Here is a 22,366-nt window from a genome sequence, read left to right on the forward strand (position 1 = left end):
TATTTGGTAATGGGAAAGCTTACAAAAAATCAAAAGAAAGCTCAGGAACTTTTAGAAGTTGGCAAAGAGTATTCTTTGGAGGAAGCAGCAAAGCTTGTGAAGGAAATCACCTTCACCAAGTTTGACTCTTCTGTAGATATCGACATCCGATTGGGTGTGGATCCAAAGAAAGCTGACCAAATGGTTCGTGGAGTGGTGTCGTTACCTCATGGTGTAGGTAAAGACGTGAGAGTATTGGTGCTATGCACACCTGATAAAGAGCAAGAAGCAAAGGATGCTGGTGCTGATCATGTTGGATTGGATGATTATGTGAAGAAGATCGAGGGGGGTTGGACAGACATAGATGTAATCATTACTATGCCAACTGTAATGGCACAAGTAGGTAAACTCGGACGGGTTCTTGGACCTAGAGGTTTGATGCCTAATCCAAAGTCTGGAACAGTGACGATGGATATTGGACAGGCAGTAAAAGAAGTGAAAGCTGGTAAAATCGACTTTAAAGTTGACAAGTTTGGAATCATCCACACAAGTGTGGGTAAAGTATCATTTGAAGCTGATAAGATCAGAGATAATGTTACTGAGATGGTTCAGACCGTATCAAAGTTGAAGCCTGCCTCATCAAAAGGCACGTACTTCAAGTCGATCACACTATCATCAACGATGAGCAGTGGAATAGCAATTGATAAAAGTAGCATAGCGAATATATAAACAGTTATGACACGACAAGACAAAGCACAATTAATAAGTGACCTTACTGAAAAGTTTAAGGGAACAGATCATTTCTATATAGCTGACACTTCAGGCCTCACAGTTGCTGAGATCAATAAGTTCAGGGAAATGTGCTTCAATAAAGGAGTAGAATATAAGCTTGTGAAAAACACGCTTATTAAGAAAGCCCTTGAGAATGTAGATGGAGATTTTTCGTCTTTAGACGAAGTGTTGAAGGGTACATCTGGCATTATGTTCGTTAACGAAATTGCCAATGCTCCTGCGAAGATTATCACTGAATTCAAGAAAAAGGATTCTAAAGATAGACCGAAATTCAAGGCTGCTTCCATAGACTCGGATTTATTCATAGGTGAAGATCAACTAGGAGCACTTGCTAGCTTGAAATCTAAGCAAGAGCTTATTGGAGATGTCATCGCATTACTGCAATCGCCTGCTAAGAATGTTCTTACTCTACTTCAGAGTGGGGAACACAAGCTTGCTGGTATTGTTAAAACACTTTCAGAAAGAGAGAATTAAAAATTTTTAAACAGAATTAACACTTAATAAAATGGCGGATTTAAAAGAATTTGCAGAGCAATTAGTTAACCTTTCAGTAAAAGAGGTAAACGAACTAGCTAACATCCTTAAAGACGAATATGGTATTGAGCCAGCTGCAGCTGCAGGACCAGTAATGGTTGCCGGTGGTGGCGGAGCTGAAGGTGGGGCGGAAGAAGAGAAATCTTCATTCGACGTGATCCTTAAGTCTCCAGGTGGTGCAAAACTTGCTATCGTTAAGTTAGTGAAAGAACTTACTGGACTAGGCCTTAAAGAAGCGAAAGAGCTTGTTGATGGTGCTCCTAAGGCAGTGAAAGAAGGAATCGCTAAGGACGAAGCGGAAGCATTGAAAAAGCAGCTTGAGGAAGCTGGTGCTGAAGTAGAATTAAAGTAATTAGCACATAATACTTAAGGTTTAGGCCTGGCTCCCTCCCATTTTTTTTTTGGGATCAGGGATCAGGTCTTTTCCTGTTTGTATATAAAGCTAAAATGTCTTTTTCAATTTTTATAAACTAAAACTCCGTAAGCTTTGGCTAACAACAATAACACGAGAATCAATTTCTCTTCAATCAAATCAGTTATTGATTATCCGGATTTTCTGGATGTACAATTAAAGTCATTTGTTGACTTTTTCCAGCTGGATACACCGGCTGAACACAAAGAAGGCGAAGGCCTTTACAAGGTGTTTATGGAAAACTTTCCTATTACGGATTCTCGAGAGAATTTCGTATTGGAATTTGTGGACTATACAGTAGACCCTCCAAAATACAGCATCCAAGAGTGTATTGAAAGAGGACTTACTTATTCTGTCCCATTAAAAGCAAAGCTTCGTCTGCTTTGTAATGACGAAGAAAATGAAGATTTTGAAACGATTGAGCAAGAGGTATTTCTGGGTAACATCCCATACATGACCGAAAAGGGCTCTTTCGTAATCAATGGTGCGGAGCGTGTGATTGTATCACAACTTCACAGGTCTCCGGGTGTGTTCTTTGCTCAAAGCAAGCACACCAATGGAACACTTCTTTATAGTGCCAGAATTATCCCATTCAAGGGGTCATGGATCGAGTTTGCAACTGACGTAAACAACGTGATGTATGCATATATTGATCGTAAGAAGAAGTTTCCTATTACCACACTTCTCAGATCTATTGGATATGGATCTGATAAAGAAATATTAGACCTTTTCGGCTTATCTGAAGAGATTGAGGCAACAGAGAAGGATCTTAAGAAAGTTATCGATAGAAGACTTGCTGCAAGGGTATTAAGAACCTGGACAGAAGATTTCGTGGATGAAGATACCGGTGAGGTAGTATCTATTGATAGAAACGAAGTTGTTCTTGAGCGTGATAGCATGATAACTGAAGATGATATTCAGACTATCATCGATTCAGGATCTAAGTCGATCATCGTTCATAGAAAAGATGTGAATATTGCAGAATATTCCATCGTTTATAACACCCTTCAAAAAGATAATTCAAACTCAGAGAAAGAAGCAGTTGAGCAGATTTATCGTCAGTTGAGAAATACGGAGGCTCCTGATGAGCAAACTGCGCGTGATATTATCACAAGCTTATTCTTCTCAGATAAGAGATATGATCTTGGGGAAGTAGGTCGATATAGAATCAATAAGAAATTAGGTATTGATACCGATTGGGATAGAAGAGTTTTAACAACTGAGGATATCATCCTTATTGTTAAATATCTAATTGGACTAATCAATAGTAAGGCTGTGGTCGATGATATTGACCACTTAAGTAACAGAAGGGTAAGAACAGTTGGTGAGCAGCTTTATTCTCAGTTCGGTGTTGGTTTGGCCAGAATGGCAAGAACCATCCGAGAAAGAATGAACGTCCGTGACAATGAGGATTTCAAGCCGGTTGATTTGATCAACGCTAGAACATTGTCTTCTGTGATCAACTCATTCTTCGGAACAAATCAGCTATCTCAGTTCATGGATCAAACGAATCCACTTGCCGAGGTAACACATAAAAGAAGAATGTCTGCCTTAGGACCAGGCGGTCTTTCAAGAGAAAGAGCCGGTTTCGAGGTTCGAGATGTTCACTACACTCACTATGGTAGACTTTGTACCATTGAGACACCAGAGGGACCAAACATTGGTTTGATTTCTTCACTTTGTGTTCACGCTAAAGTGAACCAAATGGGTTTCATTGAAACACCATATAGAGAAGTAGCAAAAGGTACTGTAGATATGTCAGGAAATGTAAAGTACCTGACAGCAGAAGAAGAAGATACCCACAACATTGCACAAGCTAATGCGCCATTGTCTGACAAGGGTAAATTCTTGAATGAGAAAATTAAGGCTCGATTTGAAGGTGACTTCCCACTTTGTAGTGAAGAAGAAGTGAGTTACATGGACGTAGCTCCAAACCAGATTGTGTCTGTTGCAGCCTCTATGATTCCATTCCTTGAGCACGATGATGCGAATAGGGCATTGATGGGATCAAACATGCAGCGTCAGGCAGTACCATTGATGAGACCACAGGCTCCAATCGTAGGAACTGGTCTTGAGGAGCGAGTAGCACTTGACTCAAGAGCATTGATCAGAGCAGAGAGAGACGGAGTAATTGAATATGTAGACGCTACTAAGATTACAGTAAAGTATACGCTTGATTCTGATGAGCAGATTATCACTTTCAATGATTCAGTGGTGACTTATGATCTGGTTAAGTTCAGAAGAACGAATCAGGACACTTGTATCAACTTGAAGCCAATCGTACAGAAGGGTGATAAAGTGAAGCAGGGACAAGCATTATGTGATGGATTTGCGACGGAGAAAGGAGAGCTTGCACTAGGTATTAACATGCAGGTTGCCTTCATGCCTTGGCAAGGATACAACTTCGAGGATGCGATTGTAATCTCAGAAAGAGTAGTGAGAGAAGATATCTTCACCTCTATTCATATCGATGAATTTGAGCTTGAAGTAAGAGATACAAAGCGTGGTGAAGAGGAGCTAACTAGCGAGATTCCAAACGTTTCTGAAGAGGCAGTTAAAAATCTTGACGAAAACGGAATTATCCGAACAGGTGCTGAGATTAAAGAAGGAGATATCCTTATCGGAAAGATTACTCCTAAAGGAGAGTCAGATCCAACTCCGGAAGAAAAATTATTGAGAGCAATCTTCGGTGATAAAGCTGGTGATGTAAAAGATGCTTCATTGAAGGCGTCTCCATCTCTGAAAGGTGTGGTTATTGACACCAAGCTTTTCTCCAGACCTAAGAAAGATAAAGACGTAAGAGCGAGAGCTAAGAAAGAAGTTGAACTGCTTAAAAACAGGTATAGTCAGCAACTTTCGGAAGCGCGAGCGACTATGATTGATAAAATCACACAGCTTCTTGAAGGCAAAACATGCCAGGGAATCAAACATAAGTTTGGTGAAGAAGTGATGAGTAAGGGAACCAAGTTCACGAGGAAGAACATCGAAGCGAACTTGTTCCCACCAAAGAACAAATACAGAGACGAGAGTAATTACAACGTTCCTGAAGAGGCGAATCTGATCTCTGATTTGATTATTGAAAACTGGGTAACAGACGAAAAGACCAATGAGCTGGTATTTAAGCTAGTCAAAAATTTCATGGGTTACCGAAATGATATCTCAGGTCATTTCAAAAGAGAGCGTTTTACGCTTGAAGTTGGAGATGAGCTGCCTGCAGGTATTGTTCAGCTTGCTAAAGTTTATGTTGCTAAGAAACGTAAACTTCAAGTGGGTGATAAGATGGCAGGACGTCACGGTAACAAAGGGGTTGTAGCGAAGATTGTGCGTGAGGAAGATATGCCGTTCATGGAGGATGGAACTCCAGTGGATATCGTATTGAATCCTCTTGGTGTACCATCAAGGATGAACATCGGTCAGATTTATGAGACTGTTCTTGGATGGGCAGGATTGAAGCTGGACAGAAAATATGCGACTCCAATTTTTGATGGTGCTACTGAAGAAGAAGTACAGAATGAGCTGAAAGAAGCAGGCCTTCCGAATTTCGGTAGAACCTATCTATATGATGGACTTTCTGGCGAGCGATTTGATCAGCCGGTGACTGTTGGTGTGATTTACATGCTGAAACTGGGTCACTTGGTGGATGACAAAATGCACGCAAGAAGTATAGGACCATACTCACTTATTACTCAGCAGCCGCTTGGTGGTAAGGCACAGTTTGGAGGTCAACGTTTTGGAGAGATGGAGGTATGGGCATTGGAGGCATTTGGTGCAGCCAACGTTCTTCAGGAAATCCTCACCATCAAATCTGATGATGTAATTGGTAGAGCTAAAGCTTATGAAGCGATCGTGAAAGGCGAGAACATGAATAAGCCGAACATTCCGGAATCATTCAATGTATTGATACATGAATTGAGAGGATTGGCTCTTGAAATTACTTTGGACTAATTAATTATTGACAATCATTCCCCGCCAGCTGGCGGGGGCTTTATTGATATACAACATGGCGTTCAGAAAAAACAAAAAAATTCACAACGACTTCTCTAAAGTTACCATCAGTCTTGCCTCTCCGGAATCAATTCTGGAAAGCTCACATGGTGAAGTAACTCAGCCGGAAACCATCAATTACAGGACTTATAAGCCTGAGATGGGTGGCCTTTTCTGTGAGCGAATTTTCGGTCCTGTAAAAGATTGGGAGTGTCATTGTGGCAAATACAAAAGAATTCGATACAAAGGCATTATTTGTGACCGATGTGGTGTCGAAGTGACAGAGAAGAAGGTTCGAAGAGAGCGAATGGGTCATATCGAATTGGTAGTACCGGTTGCACACATCTGGTACTTCAAGTCATTACCAAATAAAATCGGATATCTTCTAGGTGTACCAACCAAGAAGTTAGATCAGATTATTTATTACGAACGATACATCGTAATTCAGCCGGGAGCTAAAGAAGAAGACGGAATTTCAAAACTGGACTTCCTTACTGAAGAAGAATACCTGGATATTCTGGATAAGCTTCCAAGAGAAAATCAGATGCTTGATGATGATGATCCGAACAAATTCATCGCAAAGATGGGTGCGGATGCATTGGAAATGCTTTTGGCAAGAACTCAGCTGGATGAACTTTCATTTGAACTAAGACATCAGGCAGCTACAGATACTTCTCAGCAGAGAAAAGCAGAAGCTTTGAAGCGATTGAGAGTAGTTGAAGCATTCAGAGATGCAAAAACCAGAATCGAGAATAAGCCTGAATGGATGATTGTGAAGATGGTACCGGTAATTCCACCTGAATTACGTCCTTTGGTGCCGTTGGATGGTGGTAGATTCGCTACTTCTGACTTGAACGACCTGTATAGAAGGGTAATTATTAGAAACAATCGTCTGAAAAGACTAATTGATATTAAAGCTCCGGAAGTAATTCTTCGAAATGAGAAGAGGATGCTTCAGGAAGCGGTGGATTCACTTTTCGATAACTCAAGAAAAGTAAACGCCGTTCGATCTGATGGAAACAGAGCCCTAAAATCTTTAAGTGATATGCTTAAAGGTAAGCAAGGTCGATTCCGTCAAAACCTATTAGGTAAAAGGGTTGACTATTCTGGTCGATCTGTAATCGTAGTAGGTCCTGAATTGAAGATGCATGAGTGCGGCTTGCCTAAAAACATGGCAGCTGAGCTATTCAAGCCGTTCATTATCAGAAAATTGATCGAACGTGGAATCGTAAAAACAGTAAAATCTGCGAAGAAGATAGTTGATAGAAAAGATCCTGTAGTTTGGGATATTCTTGAAAACGTATTGAAAGGACATCCTGTACTTTTGAACAGGGCACCTACACTTCACAGGTTAGGTATTCAGGCTTTCCAGCCTAAGTTGATTGAAGGAAAAGCAATTCAACTTCACCCGTTAGCATGTACAGCATTCAACGCTGACTTTGACGGTGACCAGATGGCGGTACACGTTCCTCTTGGTCATGAAGCAATTCTTGAGGCATCTCTATTGATGCTTTCTTCACACAATATTCTGAACCCTGCGAATGGAGCACCTATTGCGGTACCTTCTCAGGACATGGTATTGGGTCTTTACTACATCACAAAGGGTAGGAGAAGCACCGATAAGGAGAAAGTAGCTGGTGAAGGCAAAATTTTCTACTCTCACGAAGAAGTAATCATTGCGCTTAATGAGAAGCAAATTTCTCAGCATGCTTACATCAAGGTGAGAACAAAAGTAAGAAACGAGCAAGGTGAACTTGAAACCAAAATAATTGAAACTGTTGCTGGTAGAGTATTATTCAATGAGTCTGTTCCTGAAGAGGTTGGATTTGTTGATGAGCTTTTGACCAAGAAAAAGCTTCAGAAGATTATTTCCAATGTCTTCAAGATTGTTGGAATGGCAAGAACAGCTCATTTCCTTGATGATATAAAAGATCTTGGATTTAAGATGGCCTATAAAGGTGGTCTTTCAATGGGACTTGATAACATCAACGTTCCGGAGGAGAAAGAGAAGTTGGTAGCTCAGGCGAAAGAGGAAGTAGATGCTGTATGGCAGAACTACCTGATGGGTCTGATCACAGATAATGAGCGTTACAACCAGGTGATTGATATCTGGACCAGAACGAACACCATGCTTACCAACTCGCTGATGAAGCAGATGGAAGAGGATGATCAGGGATTCAACTCGATCTATATGATGATGCACTCCGGTGCTAGGGGATCAAGGGAGCAGATTCGTCAGCTTGGTGGAATGAGAGGATTGATGGCTAAGCCACAGAAAAACCTTCAGGGTTCTGTTGGTGAGATCATTGAAAACCCAATTCTTTCAAACTTTAAGGAAGGACTGGATGTAATTGAGTACTTCATCTCCACGCACGGTGCGAGAAAAGGTCTTGCGGATACAGCATTGAAAACTGCGGATGCTGGTTACCTAACCAGACGTTTGGTGGATGTTGCGCAGGATGTTGTTATCAACGAAGATGATTGTGGAACATTGAGAGGTCTTTCTGTTTCTGCATTGAAGGATAATGAAGAAGTAGTAGAAGCATTGTCTGAGAGAATTCTTGGACGAGTTTCTGTTCACGATATATATGATCCAATTACCGATGAGTTGGTAATTGAATCTGGTGCCGAGTTCACAGAGGAGATAGCTGATTATGTTGATCAGTCGAGCATTGAAGAGGTTGAAATCAGGTCTGTATTGACTTGTGAAACTCGTCAGGGAGTTTGTGCTAAATGCTATGGAAGAAACCTATCAACGGGTCGAATGTCTCATATCGGAGAGTCTGTAGGAGTAATTGCTGCACAGTCAATCGGTGAGCCGGGAACACAGCTTACATTAAGAACATTCCACGTAGGAGGTACAGCATCTAACATTGCCGTTGACGCAAACATCAAAGCGAAGTTCGAAGGTGTTGTTGAGTTTGATGAGCTAAGAACCGTGAAGTCTACCGACGATGAAGGAAACAAGATTGAGGTAGTAATGGGTAGGTCAGGTGAGATCAAAATCCTTGATGCGAAGAAGGAGAAAGTATTGATCTCTAACCACGTCCCTTATGGAGCAATCCTGAAAGTGAAAGACGGTGGTAAAGTTGCCAAAGGTGATGAGCTATGCTACTGGGATCCTTATAACGCAGTTATTATGTCAGAATTTGACGGTACTGCATCATTCGATTCAATCATTGAAGGAGTTACTTTCAAAGAGGAGTCTGATGAGCAAACTGGTCACAGAGAGAAGGTCATTATCGATACAAAAGATAAAACAAAGAATCCTGCTATCGATATTGTCGGAAAAGACGGAGCAACTCTGAAGGCTTATAACATACCAGTAGGAGCCCACATGGCTGTTGAAGAAGGAGATAAGATCAAGCCGGGTCAGGTACTTGCTAAGATTCCTAGAAAAACTGGTAAGTCACGAGATATTACCGGAGGTCTTCCAAGAGTAACGGAGCTTTTCGAGGCACGAAACCCTTCAAACCCGGCGGTGGTTAGTGAAATCGACGGTGTTGTAGAGTACGGTGGAATCAAACGAGGTAACCGAGAGATTTACATTGAGTCGAAAGACGGTGTGAAGAAACGTTACATGGTGCCACTTTCTAAGCACATTCTTGTTCAGGATAACGACTATGTTAGAGCAGGAGATGCACTTTCTGATGGAGCAATCACTCCGGCAGATATTCTAAAAATCAAAGGCCCTACAGCAGTACAGGAATACCTAGTGAATGAAATTCAGGAAGTATACCGTCTACAGGGTGTGAAGATTAACGATAAGCACATCGAAGCAATCGTTCGTCAGATGATGCAAAAAGTAGTTATTGAGAATCCGGGAGATACAAGCTTCCTGACAAATCAATTGGCTGATCGTTTTGCATTCATGGAAGAAAACGATAGCATTCTTGATAAGAAAGTAGTGGTTGAGCCAGGTGATTCTTCGAATTATAAGGCAGGTCAGATTATTGATGCCAGAAGTTTAAGAGACGAAATTTCAAGCTTGAAACGTAGAGATCTTAAGCCAATGGTAACAAGAGATGCTGAGCCGGCAACTGGAAAGCCAACACTACAAGGAATTACACAGGCATCACTTGGAACGGAAAGCTTCATTTCTGCAGCTTCATTCCAGGAGACTACCAAAGTATTGAGCGAAGCTTCCATCAAAGGAAAAGCCGATACATTGATTGGCCTGAAAGAAAACGTAATCGTAGGACACCTGATACCGGCAGGTACAGGTGTAAGAAAACACCAGAATTACATCGTAAACTCTCAGGAGGAATACGAGAAGTTGGTGTCTTCTAAAGAGGAGTTCGAATCTAAAGAAGTAGAAGAAGCTTAAGATTATGAGCGACGATCAGAAAAAGAAAGACGATAAAAACCAAAATCAGATCAACATAGAGCTCTCGGAGGAAACTGCCGAGGGCATCTATGCCAATCTGGCGATGATTGCTCACTCAAGTAGTGAGTTTGTTATTGACTTTATTCGACTGATGCCCGGAGTGCCGAAAGCAAAAGTGAAATCACGAATTGTGGTTACCCCGGAACATGCAAAAAGACTCCTCAATGCCCTCAAAGATAATATCCAAAAGTACGAAGCTACTTTTGGAGAAGTCAAGCAGACAGATGAAGTACCTAAATTCCCGATGAATTTTGGCGGAACCATGGGTGAGGCTTAATATGAACCTCTCTGTTCCGATAAATATTTCCGTTAATTAATCTTTTAACTTTTTGATATAATCTCAATATATCTATCTTTGCGTTCCCAAATTTTGGGACGATTAGAAATTATAGCGTATGCCAACTATACAACAATTAGTAAGGAAGGGTAGAAAAAAGCTGACCTCAAAGTCTAAATCCCCAGCATTGGACTCTTGTCCTCAAAGAAGAGGAGTATGTACTCGAGTGTACACGACTACTCCTAAGAAGCCAAACTCAGCAATGAGAAAAGTGGCGAGGGTGAGACTTACCAATGGAAAAGAAGTGAATGCTTACATTCCGGGAGAAGGACACAACCTTCAGGAGCACTCAATTGTGCTTATCAGAGGTGGTAGAGTAAAGGATTTACCTGGAGTAAGATATCACATCATTAGAGGTGCGTTGGATACTGCTGGTGTAAACGGACGTCTACAAAGAAGATCTAAATACGGCGCTAAGCGACCTAAAAAATAATTTGCAGGAGAAATGAGAAAAGCAAAACCTAAAAAGAGATACATACTTCCTGATCCTATATATCAGGATACCCTTGTTACCAAGTTTGTAAACAATCTGATGTTTGATGGTAAGAAGAGCGTCTCTTATAAAATCTTTTACAGTGCAATCAATCAGGTAGAAGAAAAAACAAAAGAAAACGGTCTTGAAACATGGAAGACAGCATTGAGTAATATCATGCCATCTGTTGAAGTAAAAGCGAGGCGGGTTGGAGGAGCTAATTTCCAGGTTCCTATCGAAGTTAGACCGGACAGAAAAATTGCCCTTGGCATCAAATGGATGATTAAGTACGCAAGACTTAGAGGCGAAAAGACCATGGAAGATCGTCTTGCAAATGAAATCATCGCTGCATCAAAAGGTGAAGGAGCCGCTGTGAAGAAAAAAGATGATATGCACAGAATGGCTGAAGCTAATAAAGCATTCTCACACTTTAGATTCTAAGAACCAAAATGGCAAGAGACTTAAGACTTACAAGAAATATCGGTATCGCAGCTCACATTGATGCCGGAAAAACAACCACTACTGAGCGTATCCTTTATTACGCAGGTATCAACCACAAAATCGGTGAAGTTCACGATGGTGGTGCTACCATGGACTGGATGGAGCAGGAGCAAGAAAGAGGTATTACAATTACTTCAGCTGCGACAACTGTATTCTGGAAATATAAAGATGAGGATTACCACATCAATATTATTGATACTCCCGGACACGTTGACTTTACTGTAGAGGTAAATAGATCACTTCGAGTATTGGATGGGTTGGTTTTCCTTTTTAGTGCAGTTGATGGTGTGGAGCCACAGTCTGAAACGAACTGGAGACTTGCAGATAATTACAAAGTAGCTAGAATCGGGTTTGTTAATAAAATGGACCGCTCTGGTGCAGACTTCTTGAAAGTTTGTAAGCAAGTAAAAGAAATGCTAGGTACTAAAGCAGTGCCACTTCAGTTGCCAATCGGAGCTGAAGACAACTTCAAAGGAGTTGTAGACTTAGTAGAAAATAAAGCCTATATCTGGAATGAGGAAGATATGGGGATGACTTTCGAAGAAATTGATATTCCGGCTGACATGCTGGAAGAGGTTGCTGAGTATAGAGAGCATCTTGTAGAGTCAGTGGCTGAGTATGATGAAGGATTGATGGAGAAATACTTCGAAGATCCTGAAAGTATTACAAGAGACGAAATTGTTGCTGCTTTAAGATCTGCAACTATAGACCTTGCATTTGTGCCAATGCTTTGTGGTTCAGCTTTCAAAAACAAAGGAGTTCAAACACTTTTGAACTATGTGATGGAACTTCTTCCATCTCCTTTAGATAGAGATAGTATTGTTGGAACAAATCCTGATACTGAAGAAAAAACTTCAAGAAAGCCATCAAGTGATGAGCCATTCGCAGCACTTGCATTCAAGATTGCAACGGATCCATTCGTAGGTCGTCTATGTTTCGTAAGATCATATTCAGGAACATTGGAGTCTGGATCTTATATCTATAATACAAGGACCAGCAAGAAAGAGCGTATTTCACGAATCTTCCAAATGCATGCCAATAAGCAAAACCAAATTGAAAAGCTTCATTGTGGAGATATTGGCGCAGTTGTTGGATTTAAGGATATTAAAACTGGAGATACGCTTTGCAACGAAAAAGCTAAAATCGTTCTTGAGTCAATGGTATTCCCTGAACCGGTTATTGGATACGCAATTGAGCCAAAAACTCAGGCAGACGTAGATAAGTTAGGTGTAGCTATTGGTAAATTGATCGAGGAGGATCCAACCCTTCAAGTTGAATCCAATCACGAAACAGGGCAGACCATTCTTAAAGGAATGGGTGAGCTTCATCTGGACATCATCATCGATCGTCTTAAAAGAGAATTCAAAGTAGAAATTAATCAAGGCGCTCCCCAGGTTGCTTATAAAGAAGCAATTACCAATTCAATTGAGCACAAAGAGGTTTACAAGAAGCAGTCAGGTGGACGAGGTAAGTTTGCGGATATCTCATTCGAAATCGGACCGAAAGATGAGGATTATGAGCAAGGTGGATTGCAGTTTGTAAATCAAATTGTAGGGGGTGTAATTCCAAAAGAATTCATTCCGGCAATTCAAAAAGGATTTGAGACCGCAATGGTAAATGGTCCTTTAGCTGGTTATCCGATTGATAACATGAAGGTGAGACTATTTCATGGATCATTCCACGATGTAGATTCAGATTCACTATCATTCGAACTAGCAGCTAGAGCAGGGTTTAAAGCTGCAGCAGCCAAGTGTTCTCCTGTCATTCTTGAGCCAGTAATGGCTGTAGAGGTAGTAACTCCTGATGAATACACGGGAACAATAACAGGCGATCTTAATAAGCGAAGAGGAATGATGAAGGGAATGGATACTAGAGGTACTTCTACAGTAGTTAAAGCGGACGTTCCATTATCTGAACTATTCGGATATGTAACAGATCTTAGAACTAACAGTTCAGGTAGAGCAACGGCTTCATTGACGTTCTCTCACTACGATCAGGTACCTAAGAATATTGCTGAAGGTATTATTGCTGATGTTAAAGGCACAGCCAACGTATAAAAATTAGAAGATGAATCAGAAAATTAGAATAAAGCTTAAGTCTTACGACCACAATTTGGTTGACAAGTCTTCTGAGAAAATTGTTCGAGCGGTAAAGACCACTGGAGCAGTAGTAAGTGGTCCAATCCCGCTTCCAACTGTAAAGGAAAAATTTACGGTGCTGAAGTCACCACACGTGAACAAGAAAGCAAGAGAGCAATTTCAACTGTGCACATACAAAAGATTAGTAGACATCTACAGTAATAGTGCAAAAACAGTAGACGCACTTATGAAGCTTGAGCTCCCGAGTGGAGTAGACGTTGAGATTAAAGTATAACTCGGTTTTTAACCGAAAAATGAGAACCAATTGGTCCATATCGATTGGTTCTTTTTTTGTCTGAAAATAACCGATCAAAGTTTTTGTTCGGCAAATGGATTTGCTATCTTTGCAGTCCTTTTCACGAAAAGTTTGCCTGAGAGGGTAATTAAAAGATATAAACGAGTAGAAAATGCCTGGTTTAATAGGAAGGAAAGTAGGAATGACAAGTGTCTTCGACGAGAATGGTAAAAGCATCGCTTGCACCCTTGTTGAGGCTGGTCCTTGCGTCGTGACTCAAGTTAAGAACGAAGAGACAGACGGATATAAAGCTGTGCAGTTGGCTTATGGTGAGCGTAAAGAAAAAAACACACCGAAGGCACTTCAGGGTCATTTTGCCAAGGCAAAGACTACTCCTAAAGTGAAGGTGGTAGAGTTTAGGGATTTCCGAGCTGAATTTGATGATAAAGTGAAGTTGGGTAACGAAATCAAAATCCAGGATGTATTCAATGAGATGGATTTCGTTGACGCAGTTGGTATTTCCAAAGGAAAGGGTTTCCAAGGAGTTGTTAAAAGACACGGATTTGGTGGTGTAGGTCAGTCAACTCATGGTCAGCACAATAGATTAAGAGCTCCGGGTTCAATTGGTGCCGCATCTTTCCCATCTAGAGTATTCAAAGGAATAAGAATGGCTGGTAGAACTGGTGGAGATCGAGTAAAAACTCTTAACCTAAGAGTGTTAAAAGTATATCCTGAGAAAAACCTGGTACTTATTTCAGGTGCAATTCCAGGAGCTAAAAATTCATTCGTAATACTTGAGAAGTAATCATGAAGGTAGCTGTATTAAATATTAAAGGAGAAGAGACAGGAAGAGAGATCAACCTGGACAAGAGCATCTTTGGCATAGAGCCAAACGAGCATGCTGTCTACCTTGATGTGAAGAACTATTTAGCAAACCAACGACAGGGTACTGCTAAGACAAAAGATAAAGGAGAGATCACAGCATCAACTCGTAAGATCAAGAAGCAAAAAGGAACGGGTACTGCTCGTGCCGGTAGTGTGAAGTCTGGTATTATGAGAGGTGGAGGTACCTTCTTCGGACCTCAGCCAAGAGACTATGGTTTCAAGCTGAATAGAAAAGTTAAAAAATTAGCTCGAAAATCAGTTCTTTCATCAAGAGCAAAAGAAAAGGCCATTCAAATACTTGAAGACTTTACTTTCGAAGCTCCAAAAACAAAAGAATTCATAGGCATCCTTAATAGTCTTTCTGCTTCAGGTAAGAAGGCATTGTTCCTTGTAAGTGATAAGAACAAGAATGTATTCTTGTCTTCAAGAAACATTAAGAAAGCACATGTTTCAACTGTTGACGAAGTGAACACATATGATTTGATCAATGCAGAACGATTGATTATTTGTGAAGGAACGCTTGAGCAACTTAAAGAAAGATTGAATTAAGATGGGAGTTTTAATAAAACCACTAGTTACAGAAAAGGTATCAGCTCTTAATGAGCATGGCAAGTACGGATTCGTAGTAGCCAGGAATGCCAATAAAGTACAGATCAAATCTGAGGTTGAGAAAACTTACGGAGTTACTGTAGAATCTGTGAATACAATGATTCAGCCTGGTGGATCCAAAAGGCGATACACTAAGTCTAGAGTTATTGAAGGAAGAACTCCAGCTTATAAAAAAGCAATTGTGCAGGTGGCTGAGGGAGATATAATTGATTTTTATAGCGGAATATAATAAACAGAGATGGCTGTAAAAAAACTTAAACCGACAACTCCAGGGCAGAGATTCAGAATGGCTCCTGTCTTTGATGATATTACCAAGTCCACTCCAGAGAGATCTTTGGTGGCTACATCTAAAAGAAATGGAGGTAGAAATAACCAGGGTAGAATGACCGTGAGAAATGTTGGCGGTGGCCACAAGCGTAAGCTTAGGCTCATCGACTTCAAGAGGGATAAACACGGTGTACCTGCTACTGTAAAAGCAATCGAATATGATCCAAACAGATCCGCTAGAATCGCATTGCTTTATTATGCTGATGGTGAAAAAAGATACATTCTGGCACCAGCTGGTCTTGAGGTCGGAACGGTTGTTAATTCAGGTAAGGGAATAGCTCCTGAAGTTGGAAATACACTTTTCCTATCAGAGATTCCTCTTGGTACAATCATTCATAACATTGAGTTGAAGCCTGGAAAAGGTGGGGTGATGGCAAGAAGTGCAGGAACTTATGTGCAGTTGGTTGCTCGTGAAGGCAAGTATTCCACAGTAAAGCTTCCTTCCGGTGAAATGAGAATGATCCTTAACACCTGTCTTGCCACTATAGGCACTGTGTCAAACTCTGACCATATGAGTGTGAGGCTAGGTAAAGCGGGTAGAAACAGATGGTTAGGTAGACGACCTAGAGTAAGAGGTGTGGCTATGAACCCTGTCGATCACCCAATGGGTGGTGGTGAAGGTAGATCTTCCGGAGGTCACCCAAGATCTAGAAATGGTCAGTACACGAAGGGTATGAAAACTCGTCGACCAAATAAATATTCTGATAAGCAGATAGTTAAACGAAGGAAATAATGTCAAGATCATTAAAGAAAGGACCTTATATAGACTTCCGACTTGAGAAAAAAGTCGATGCGATGAATGACTCTGGTAAGAAGTCTGTGATCAAAACATGGTCAAGAAGATCAATGATATCTCCGGATTTTGTAGGACACACGTTCGCTGTTCACAACGGAAATAAATTCATCCCTGTTTTCGTAACAGAAAATATGGTAGGACATAAACTTGGCGAATTTGCACCGACTAGAAACTTTAGAGGTCATATCGCTAAGAAGGATAAAGGTAAAAGATAAGAGCACCAATGGAAGCTGAAAAGAAATTAAAGAAATCAGTACGAATCAGACTTCAGAAAGAAGCTGACAAGAAATTCCGTGAGGAAAACAAGGGGAAACTTGGTGCGGTTAAATCATCGCTGCGAAATGTTCCTACTTCTCCTCGTAAGATGAGATTGGTAGCAGATATGATTCGTGGAGAGCGAGCAAATATTGCACTAAACATCCTTCGTTTTGACGCACATCATGCATCAAACACTCTGGAAAAACTTCTTCTAACTGCAATTGCAGATTGGCAAATGCAAAATGAAGACATCAGCATCGAAGAAGCTGACCTTTATGTGAAGGAAATCTATGTAGATAGCGCTCGAATGTTGAAAAGATTGAGACCTGCCCCACAAGGAAGAGCTCACAGAATCAGAAAGAGATCAAATCATGTGACTATCGTAGTTGATAATCACAACCAGGATACTAAGGAAACTAAAGAAAGCAACAAATAATGGGACAAAAAGTAAACCCAGTTGGATTTAGATTAGGTGTTATCAAAGGGTGGGACTCTGCCTGGTTTGATAGCAAGTCATATGCTGACAAACTTGTTGAAGACAACAAAATAAGAAAATATATCTCTGCTCGTATGCCAAAAGGAGGCATCTCTAAAATTGTGATTGAGCGGACATTGAAAAGAATTACCCTTACTGTTCATACCGCTCGTCCGGGTGTTGTGATTGGTAAAGGCGGGTCTGAGGTTGATAAGATCAAAGAAGAGTTGAAAAACTTGACAGGAAAAGATCTTCAGATCAATATTTTCGAAATCAAAAGACCTGAGTTAGATGCGAAGTTGGTAGGTGAGTCTATCGCTCAGCAGTTGCAGGCAAGAATCTCTTTCCGAAGAGCGATGAAGCAATCAATTGCTTCTTCAATGAGAGTTGGAGCTCAAGGAATCAAGATCAAATGCTCTGGTAGACTTGGTGGTGCGGAGATGGCAAGAAGCGAGCAGTATAAAGAGGGAAGAATTCCTTTGCATACACTTAGAGCGGATATCGATTACGCGATTACTGAAGCACATACCATTTATGGTAAAATCGGAATCAAAGTATGGATATTCAAAGGAGAAGTATTCGGTAAGAGAGATCTTTCTCCAAACGTAGGACAAGCAGGTGGTGGCAATAGCAACGCACCTGGTGGTGGAGCGCCGAACAGAAGGCGAAGAGAAAATAGAAGAAGAAAGTAAAAGTTTTGTAAAGCATCATGTTACAGCCAAAACGAACGAAATTTAGAAAAATGCAAAAAGGCCGAGTGAAGGGTCTTGCCAATCGTGGGCATAGACTTGCATTCGGAACTTTTGGAATCAAGGCCATGGAGCCGGGATGGATCACAAGCCGTCAGATAGAAGCTGCCAGGATTGCGATGACAAGAGCAATGAAGCGGGAGGGACAGGTTTGGATTCGAATCTTCCCTGACAAGCCCGTGACCAAAAAGCCTGCAGAAGTAAGGATGGGTAAGGGTAAAGGAGCACCGGAATATTGGGTAGCTACTGTTAAGCCTGGCACTGTTCTTTTCGAAGCTGCGGGAGTAGATATCGAGTTGGCGAAAGAAGCTTTAAGATTGGCTGCTCAAAAACTTCCAATCTCTACAAAATTCACATTAGCAAAAGATTATAAGCCAGAGTAATGAAAAATTCTGAATTAAGAGGATTGAGTCTGGACGAGCTGAAAAATAAGCTTGCAGTTGAAAAGGAGAACTACGGCAAATTGAAGTTTGCACATAGTATCACTCCAATTGAAAACCCAATGAAAATTCGCGAGAATAGGAAATTGGTAGCAAGAATTCAGACAGAAATTAAGGCCAAAGAATTAAACCAAGTTGCTGAAGCAAGCAAATAATTTTCAGTGATGGAAAGAAATCTAAGAAAAGAAAGAATCGGACAAGTGGTGAGCAATAAAATGCAGAAAAGCATCACGGTAGCTGTTGAACGTAAAGTGAAGCACCCGATCTATGGAAAATTTGTGAGAAAAACCACTAAGCTCACAGCTCATGATGAGAAAAACGATTGCAACATCGGTGATACCGTGAAGGTGATGGAAACTCGTCCAATGAGCAAAAGCAAAAGATGGAGGTTGGTAGAAATTATTGAAAGAGCAAAATAATGGTACAGCAGGAGTCAAGATTATCGGTTGCGGACAATAGCGGCGCTAAAGAAGTGCTAGTTATCCGTGTGCTTGGAGGCACCAAGAAGCGATATGCTTCTGTAGGTGACAAAATTATTGTGACTGTTAAGCACGCACTTTCATCAAGTAGTTTGAAAAAAGGAACTGTTTCAAGAGCAGTGGTTGTAAGAACCAAAAAAGAAGTTCGCAGAAAAGATGGTAGCTATATCCGTTTCGAGGATAATGCAGCTGTACTTCTTACTGCAAACGATGAGCCGAGAGGAACAAGGATCTTTGGCCCTGTGGCTAGAGAGCTTAGAGAGAAGCAGTTCATGAAAATAGTATCATTAGCACCCGAAGTACTTTAACAATGAGCAACGTAAAATTTCACGTAAGAAAAGGAGATACGGTTAAGATCATTGCCGGAAACGATAAAGGTAAAACCGGTAAGGTTCTTGAAGTAAATACCGCTAAGTACCGCGCGATTGTTGAAGGTGCGAACATGATTACTAAGCATGTGAAGCCTTCTGCTGCAAATCCTGAAGGAGGAATTCAGCAAACAGAAGCAGGTATTCACCTTAGCAACCTTAAAGTTGTAGATCCGGCATCCGGAGAGGCGACAAGAATTGGAAGAAAGCAGAATGCAGATGGTAAGCTGCAGAGATATTCAAAAAAATCAGGAGAATTTATCACGAATGGCTAGTCCTAGATTAAAAGAAAAATACAGAAAAGAGATCATTCCTCATTTGAAGGATAAGTTTCAGTACAGCTCTGTTATGCAGGTGCCTAAACTGACTAAGATCGCAATCAATAAAGGTATTGGTGCTGCTGTGTCTGATAAGAAGTTGGTTGATACAGGAGTTGAGGAATTAACTCAAATCACTGGTCAGCAGGCTGTTGCAACAATTGCAAAGAAGTCAGTATCCAACTTTAAGTTGAGAGAAGGAATGCCTATAGGAGCGAAAGTTACGCTCAGAGGTGATAAAATGTATGAATTTCTTGATCGATTGGTGACCGTAGCGTTACCACGAGTAAGGGACTTCAAAGGAATTAGAGAAAAGGGATTTGACGGAAGAGGTAACTACACACTTGGTGTGCAGGAGCAAATCATCTTCCCGGAAATCAGTATCGATAAAGTAAACAAAATCACTGGTATGGACATCACGTTTGTGACAACTGCACAGACTGATGAGGAGAGTCTTGAATTATTACGATCTCTTGGAATGCCGTTTACTTCAAAGAAGAACTAAGAAATTATGGCTAGATCAGCAGTAAAAGCGAGAGAAAGAAAAAGAGAAAAGCTTGTAGCAAGATATGCCGAGAAGCGAGCTGCCCTAAAAGCAGCCGGTGACTGGGAAGGTCTTGACAAACTACCAAGAAATTCTTCGAAAGTGAGATTGCACAATAGATGTAAGCTTACAGGTAGACCTAAGGGCTACATGAGGAGATTTGGTATCTCAAGGGTGACATTTAGAGAGATGGCATCTGATGGAAAAATTCCAGGAGTAACAAAAGCGAGCTGGTAGTTAAAAACTTCCTTTCGTTTCAAAATATTAATTATTATTTTTGCACCCCCTTTTTCGAGGGGGATAAGTGTGTTTAAGAAATGGTAACAGACCCGATAGCAGATTATTTAACCAGGATTCGCAACGCGATAGGCGCGAACCACCGTGTAGTAGAGGTGCCTGCTTCTAATTTAAAGAAGGAGATCACTAAGGTATTGCACAGTAAGGGCTTCATCAGAAACTACAAGTTTGAGGATGATGGAAAGCAAGGCATTATAAAAATTGCTTTGAAATACAATCCACAGACGAAGCAGTCAGCAATCACTAGCTTGGAGAGAATAAGTACTCCGGGACTTAGGAAATATGCTGGATCTGAAGCTCTGCCAAGAGTACTGAATGGTCTTGGTATCGCAATTTTATCTACATCTAAAGGAGTTATTTCTGATAAAGAAGCTCGCAGAGAGAATGTAGGTGGAGAAGTTTTATGTTACGTGTATTAATTGATTTGAGATGTCAAGGATAGGAAAAGCACCAATTAATGTACCTGAAGGAGTTTCAATCACAGTAGACAAACAAACTGTGAGTGTAAAAGGACCTAAGGGAGAGTTGACTCAACAGATAGATCCGGATATCACCTGTAAGGTGGAAGACGGAGTATTAACTGTGGAGCGACCTACAGAGCAAAAAAGACATAAATCACTTCATGGACTTTACCGTTCGCTGGTCAGCAACATGGTAGAGGGAGTGAGTAACGGGTTCAAGAAAGAAATGGAGCTTGTAGGGGTAGGTTATAAGGCTGCTGTCCAAAACAATGTTTTGGAACTAAACCTTGGATACTCTCACAGCATTTATTTCGCAGTACCTGAAGAAATCAAGGTTTCTGCAGAAACTGAAAAAGGAAAGAACCCTAAAGTGACGATTGAAGGGATTGACAAACAACTAGTTGGTCAGATTTCGGCAAAAATCAAATCACTGAGAAAAGTTGAGCCATACAAAGGAAAAGGTATTCGCTTTGTTGGAGAGAAAGTTAGAAGAAAAGCTGGTAAAACTGCTGCTAAATAATAAGATATGGCAATTACTAAAACAGCAAGAAGAAAAAGACTTAGACTGGGTATCCGTAGGAAGGTATCCGGTACTGCTGAGAGACCTAGAGTTTCTGTTTTTAAGAGCAATAAAGGTATTTATGCTCAGTTGATTGACGATGTGAATGGTAAAACATTGGCTTCTGCATCAACCAAAGAAATTGGTAAAACCAATTTGAATGTAGAAGTAGCAAAAGAAGTAGGCAAAAAGCTTGCTGAAAATGCTAAAGGAGCAGGGATTGAGACAGTGGTGTTTGACAGAGGCGGATATCCTTACCATGGCAGAGTTAGATCTTTGGCAGAAGGAGCTCGTGAAGGAGGTTTAAAATTCTAAGAAACAGAAATTATGTCACAAAGCAATATAAGATCTATAAAAGCAAGTGAAATCGACCTTCAGGAGCGAGTAGTTGCGATCAAGCGAGTAGCGAAAGTAGTGAAGGGTGGACGAAGATTCAGCTTCTCAGCTATCGTAGTAGTAGGAGATGGAAACGGTGTAGTTGGATACGGACTAGGTAAAGCAAACGAGGTAACAGACGCGATCACTAAAGGGATTGATGATGCTAAGAAAAACCTTGTGAAAGTACCGGTTTTCAAAGGAACTGTTCCTCACGAAGCGATCGGTAAGTTCGGTGGTGGTCTTGTGCTACTTAAGCCAGCAGCACCGGGTACTGGAGTAATTGCCGGTGGTGCGATGCGTGCAGTATTGGAGAGTGCAGGGGTACACGACGTACTTGCAAAATCAAAAGGATCTTCAAACCCACATAACGTGGTGAAAGCAACTTTTGATGCTTTAAATAAAATGAGAGACCCATTTGCTGTCGCTCAGCAAAGAGGTGTGTCTTTGGATAAAGTTTTCAATGGCTAAGACAATGGGAAAAGTATTAATCACACAAAAGAGAAGTACGATCAAACGTCCTCAGAATCAGAAAAAAACAATGATTGCTTTGGGCCTTGGTAAAATAAATAAGTCCGTTGAAAAAGAACTGACTCCTTCAATTAGCGGGATGATCAAAACGGTGAATCACTTAGTAGAAGTAAAAGAGCTGTAAA

29 protein-coding genes are annotated in these 22,366 nt (G+C 40.9%); all 29 read left to right on the forward strand.

The features are described from left to right. Positions 1-9 precede the first annotated feature (9 nt). The 29 genes from rplA to rpmD all read left to right on the forward strand — a co-directional run bounded on the left by rplA (position 10) and on the right by rpmD (position 22,365). Positions 10-708 carry a 50S ribosomal protein L1 gene (gene rplA, locus RIC88_RS11000; protein WP_350217589.1) on the forward strand — a complete coding sequence of 233 codons (699 nt, stop codon included), beginning with the start codon at positions 10-12 and terminating at the stop codon, positions 706-708. A gap of 6 nt (positions 709-714) precedes the next feature. After that, complete coding sequence (gene rplJ, locus RIC88_RS11005; RefSeq protein WP_350217590.1) at positions 715-1,245, forward strand: 50S ribosomal protein L10; 531 nt, start codon at positions 715-717, stop codon at positions 1,243-1,245. Between the two features lie 31 nt (positions 1,246-1,276). Then, on the forward strand, positions 1,277-1,657 hold the full coding sequence (gene rplL / locus RIC88_RS11010) for a 50S ribosomal protein L7/L12 (RefSeq protein WP_348283884.1): 381 nt from the start codon (positions 1,277-1,279) through the stop codon (positions 1,655-1,657). Between the two features lie 135 nt (positions 1,658-1,792). Continuing rightward, on the forward strand, positions 1,793-5,662 hold the full coding sequence (gene rpoB / locus RIC88_RS11015; protein ID WP_350217591.1) for a DNA-directed RNA polymerase subunit beta: 3,870 nt from the start codon (positions 1,793-1,795) through the stop codon (positions 5,660-5,662). Between the two features lie 55 nt (positions 5,663-5,717). Continuing rightward, complete coding sequence (gene rpoC, locus RIC88_RS11020) at positions 5,718-10,028, forward strand: DNA-directed RNA polymerase subunit beta' (RefSeq protein ID WP_350217592.1); 4,311 nt, start codon at positions 5,718-5,720, stop codon at positions 10,026-10,028. 4 nt (positions 10,029-10,032) lie between these two features. Beyond that, the gene (locus RIC88_RS11025) at positions 10,033-10,365 is read left to right on the forward strand and encodes a DUF3467 domain-containing protein (RefSeq protein ID WP_350217593.1); all 333 of its coding nucleotides are present in this window, start codon (positions 10,033-10,035) and stop codon (positions 10,363-10,365) included. Positions 10,366-10,483: 118 nt separating this feature from the next. Beyond that, a complete protein-coding gene (gene rpsL, locus RIC88_RS11030) occupies positions 10,484-10,858 on the forward strand; it encodes a 30S ribosomal protein S12 (protein WP_089356794.1) in 375 nt (124 codons plus the stop codon). A gap of 12 nt (positions 10,859-10,870) precedes the next feature. Beyond that, positions 10,871-11,338 carry a 30S ribosomal protein S7 gene (gene rpsG / locus RIC88_RS11035; RefSeq protein ID WP_350217594.1) on the forward strand — a complete coding sequence of 156 codons (468 nt, stop codon included), beginning with the start codon at positions 10,871-10,873 and terminating at the stop codon, positions 11,336-11,338. Positions 11,339-11,346: 8 nt separating this feature from the next. Next, a complete protein-coding gene (gene fusA / locus RIC88_RS11040) occupies positions 11,347-13,455 on the forward strand; it encodes an elongation factor G (RefSeq protein WP_350217595.1) in 2,109 nt (702 codons plus the stop codon). 10 nt (positions 13,456-13,465) lie between these two features. Then, positions 13,466-13,771, forward strand: a complete 306-nt coding sequence (rpsJ, locus tag RIC88_RS11045) for a 30S ribosomal protein S10 (protein ID WP_089356797.1) — start codon at positions 13,466-13,468, stop codon at positions 13,769-13,771. 172 nt (positions 13,772-13,943) lie between these two features. Further along, positions 13,944-14,576: a 50S ribosomal protein L3 gene (gene rplC / locus RIC88_RS11050; RefSeq protein WP_350217596.1), complete on the forward strand. Its 633-nt coding sequence runs from the start codon at positions 13,944-13,946 to the stop codon at positions 14,574-14,576. 2 nt (positions 14,577-14,578) lie between these two features. Further along, the gene (gene rplD, locus RIC88_RS11055) at positions 14,579-15,205 is read left to right on the forward strand and encodes a 50S ribosomal protein L4 (RefSeq protein ID WP_350217597.1); all 627 of its coding nucleotides are present in this window, start codon (positions 14,579-14,581) and stop codon (positions 15,203-15,205) included. Between the two features lies 1 nt (position 15,206). Further along, positions 15,207-15,494, forward strand: a complete 288-nt coding sequence (rplW, locus tag RIC88_RS11060) for a 50S ribosomal protein L23 (protein WP_350217598.1) — start codon at positions 15,207-15,209, stop codon at positions 15,492-15,494. A 9-nt stretch (positions 15,495-15,503) separates the two neighbouring features. Beyond that, a complete protein-coding gene (rplB, locus tag RIC88_RS11065) occupies positions 15,504-16,325 on the forward strand; it encodes a 50S ribosomal protein L2 (protein WP_350217599.1) in 822 nt (273 codons plus the stop codon). Beyond that, positions 16,325-16,603 (forward strand): 30S ribosomal protein S19, encoded by a 279-nt coding sequence (gene rpsS, locus RIC88_RS11070; RefSeq protein ID WP_350217600.1) that lies wholly within the window; start codon positions 16,325-16,327, stop codon positions 16,601-16,603. The genes rplB and rpsS overlap by 1 nt, the downstream gene beginning before the upstream one ends. Positions 16,604-16,611: 8 nt before the next feature. Continuing rightward, complete coding sequence (rplV, locus tag RIC88_RS11075) at positions 16,612-17,082, forward strand: 50S ribosomal protein L22 (RefSeq protein WP_350217601.1); 471 nt, start codon at positions 16,612-16,614, stop codon at positions 17,080-17,082. After that, positions 17,082-17,813, forward strand: a complete 732-nt coding sequence (rpsC, locus tag RIC88_RS11080; protein ID WP_350217602.1) for a 30S ribosomal protein S3 — start codon at positions 17,082-17,084, stop codon at positions 17,811-17,813. Before rplV ends, rpsC begins: the two co-directional genes overlap by 1 nt. A 17-nt stretch (positions 17,814-17,830) precedes the next feature. Next, positions 17,831-18,253, forward strand: coding sequence for a 50S ribosomal protein L16 (rplP, locus tag RIC88_RS11085; protein ID WP_089356805.1), 423 nt, complete (start codon positions 17,831-17,833; stop codon positions 18,251-18,253). Beyond that, positions 18,253-18,465, forward strand: a complete 213-nt coding sequence (gene rpmC / locus RIC88_RS11090) for a 50S ribosomal protein L29 (protein WP_089356806.1) — start codon at positions 18,253-18,255, stop codon at positions 18,463-18,465. The genes rplP and rpmC overlap by 1 nt, the downstream gene beginning before the upstream one ends. 9 nt (positions 18,466-18,474) lie before the next feature. Continuing rightward, a complete protein-coding gene (rpsQ, locus tag RIC88_RS11095; protein WP_089356807.1) occupies positions 18,475-18,729 on the forward strand; it encodes a 30S ribosomal protein S17 in 255 nt (84 codons plus the stop codon). Beyond that, a complete protein-coding gene (gene rplN, locus RIC88_RS11100; RefSeq protein WP_348280433.1) occupies positions 18,729-19,097 on the forward strand; it encodes a 50S ribosomal protein L14 in 369 nt (122 codons plus the stop codon). The genes rpsQ and rplN overlap by 1 nt, the downstream gene beginning before the upstream one ends. 2 nt (positions 19,098-19,099) lie before the next feature. Next, complete coding sequence (gene rplX / locus RIC88_RS11105; RefSeq protein ID WP_350217603.1) at positions 19,100-19,432, forward strand: 50S ribosomal protein L24; 333 nt, start codon at positions 19,100-19,102, stop codon at positions 19,430-19,432. Next, on the forward strand, positions 19,425-19,979 hold the full coding sequence (gene rplE / locus RIC88_RS11110; RefSeq protein WP_350217604.1) for a 50S ribosomal protein L5: 555 nt from the start codon (positions 19,425-19,427) through the stop codon (positions 19,977-19,979). The genes rplX and rplE overlap by 8 nt, the downstream gene beginning before the upstream one ends. Positions 19,980-19,985: 6 nt before the next feature. After that, a complete protein-coding gene (rpsN, locus tag RIC88_RS11115) occupies positions 19,986-20,255 on the forward strand; it encodes a 30S ribosomal protein S14 (RefSeq protein ID WP_348280436.1) in 270 nt (89 codons plus the stop codon). 80 nt (positions 20,256-20,335) lie between these two features. After that, positions 20,336-20,734, forward strand: a complete 399-nt coding sequence (rpsH, locus tag RIC88_RS11120) for a 30S ribosomal protein S8 (RefSeq protein ID WP_350217605.1) — start codon at positions 20,336-20,338, stop codon at positions 20,732-20,734. Between the two features lie 10 nt (positions 20,735-20,744). After that, positions 20,745-21,296, forward strand: a complete 552-nt coding sequence (gene rplF / locus RIC88_RS11125; protein WP_350217606.1) for a 50S ribosomal protein L6 — start codon at positions 20,745-20,747, stop codon at positions 21,294-21,296. 6 nt (positions 21,297-21,302) lie between these two features. Beyond that, positions 21,303-21,650, forward strand: a complete 348-nt coding sequence (rplR, locus tag RIC88_RS11130) for a 50S ribosomal protein L18 (RefSeq protein ID WP_350217607.1) — start codon at positions 21,303-21,305, stop codon at positions 21,648-21,650. Positions 21,651-21,662: 12 nt separating this feature from the next. Beyond that, positions 21,663-22,181, forward strand: coding sequence for a 30S ribosomal protein S5 (rpsE, locus tag RIC88_RS11135; protein WP_350217608.1), 519 nt, complete (start codon positions 21,663-21,665; stop codon positions 22,179-22,181). 4 nt (positions 22,182-22,185) lie between these two features. Continuing rightward, positions 22,186-22,365, forward strand: a complete 180-nt coding sequence (gene rpmD, locus RIC88_RS11140; RefSeq protein WP_350217609.1) for a 50S ribosomal protein L30 — start codon at positions 22,186-22,188, stop codon at positions 22,363-22,365. Position 22,366 lies beyond the last annotated feature (1 nt).

The sequence above is a fragment of the Ekhidna sp. genome (assembly GCF_040220215.1).
Taxonomy (GTDB): domain Bacteria; phylum Bacteroidota; class Bacteroidia; order Cytophagales; family Cyclobacteriaceae; genus Ekhidna.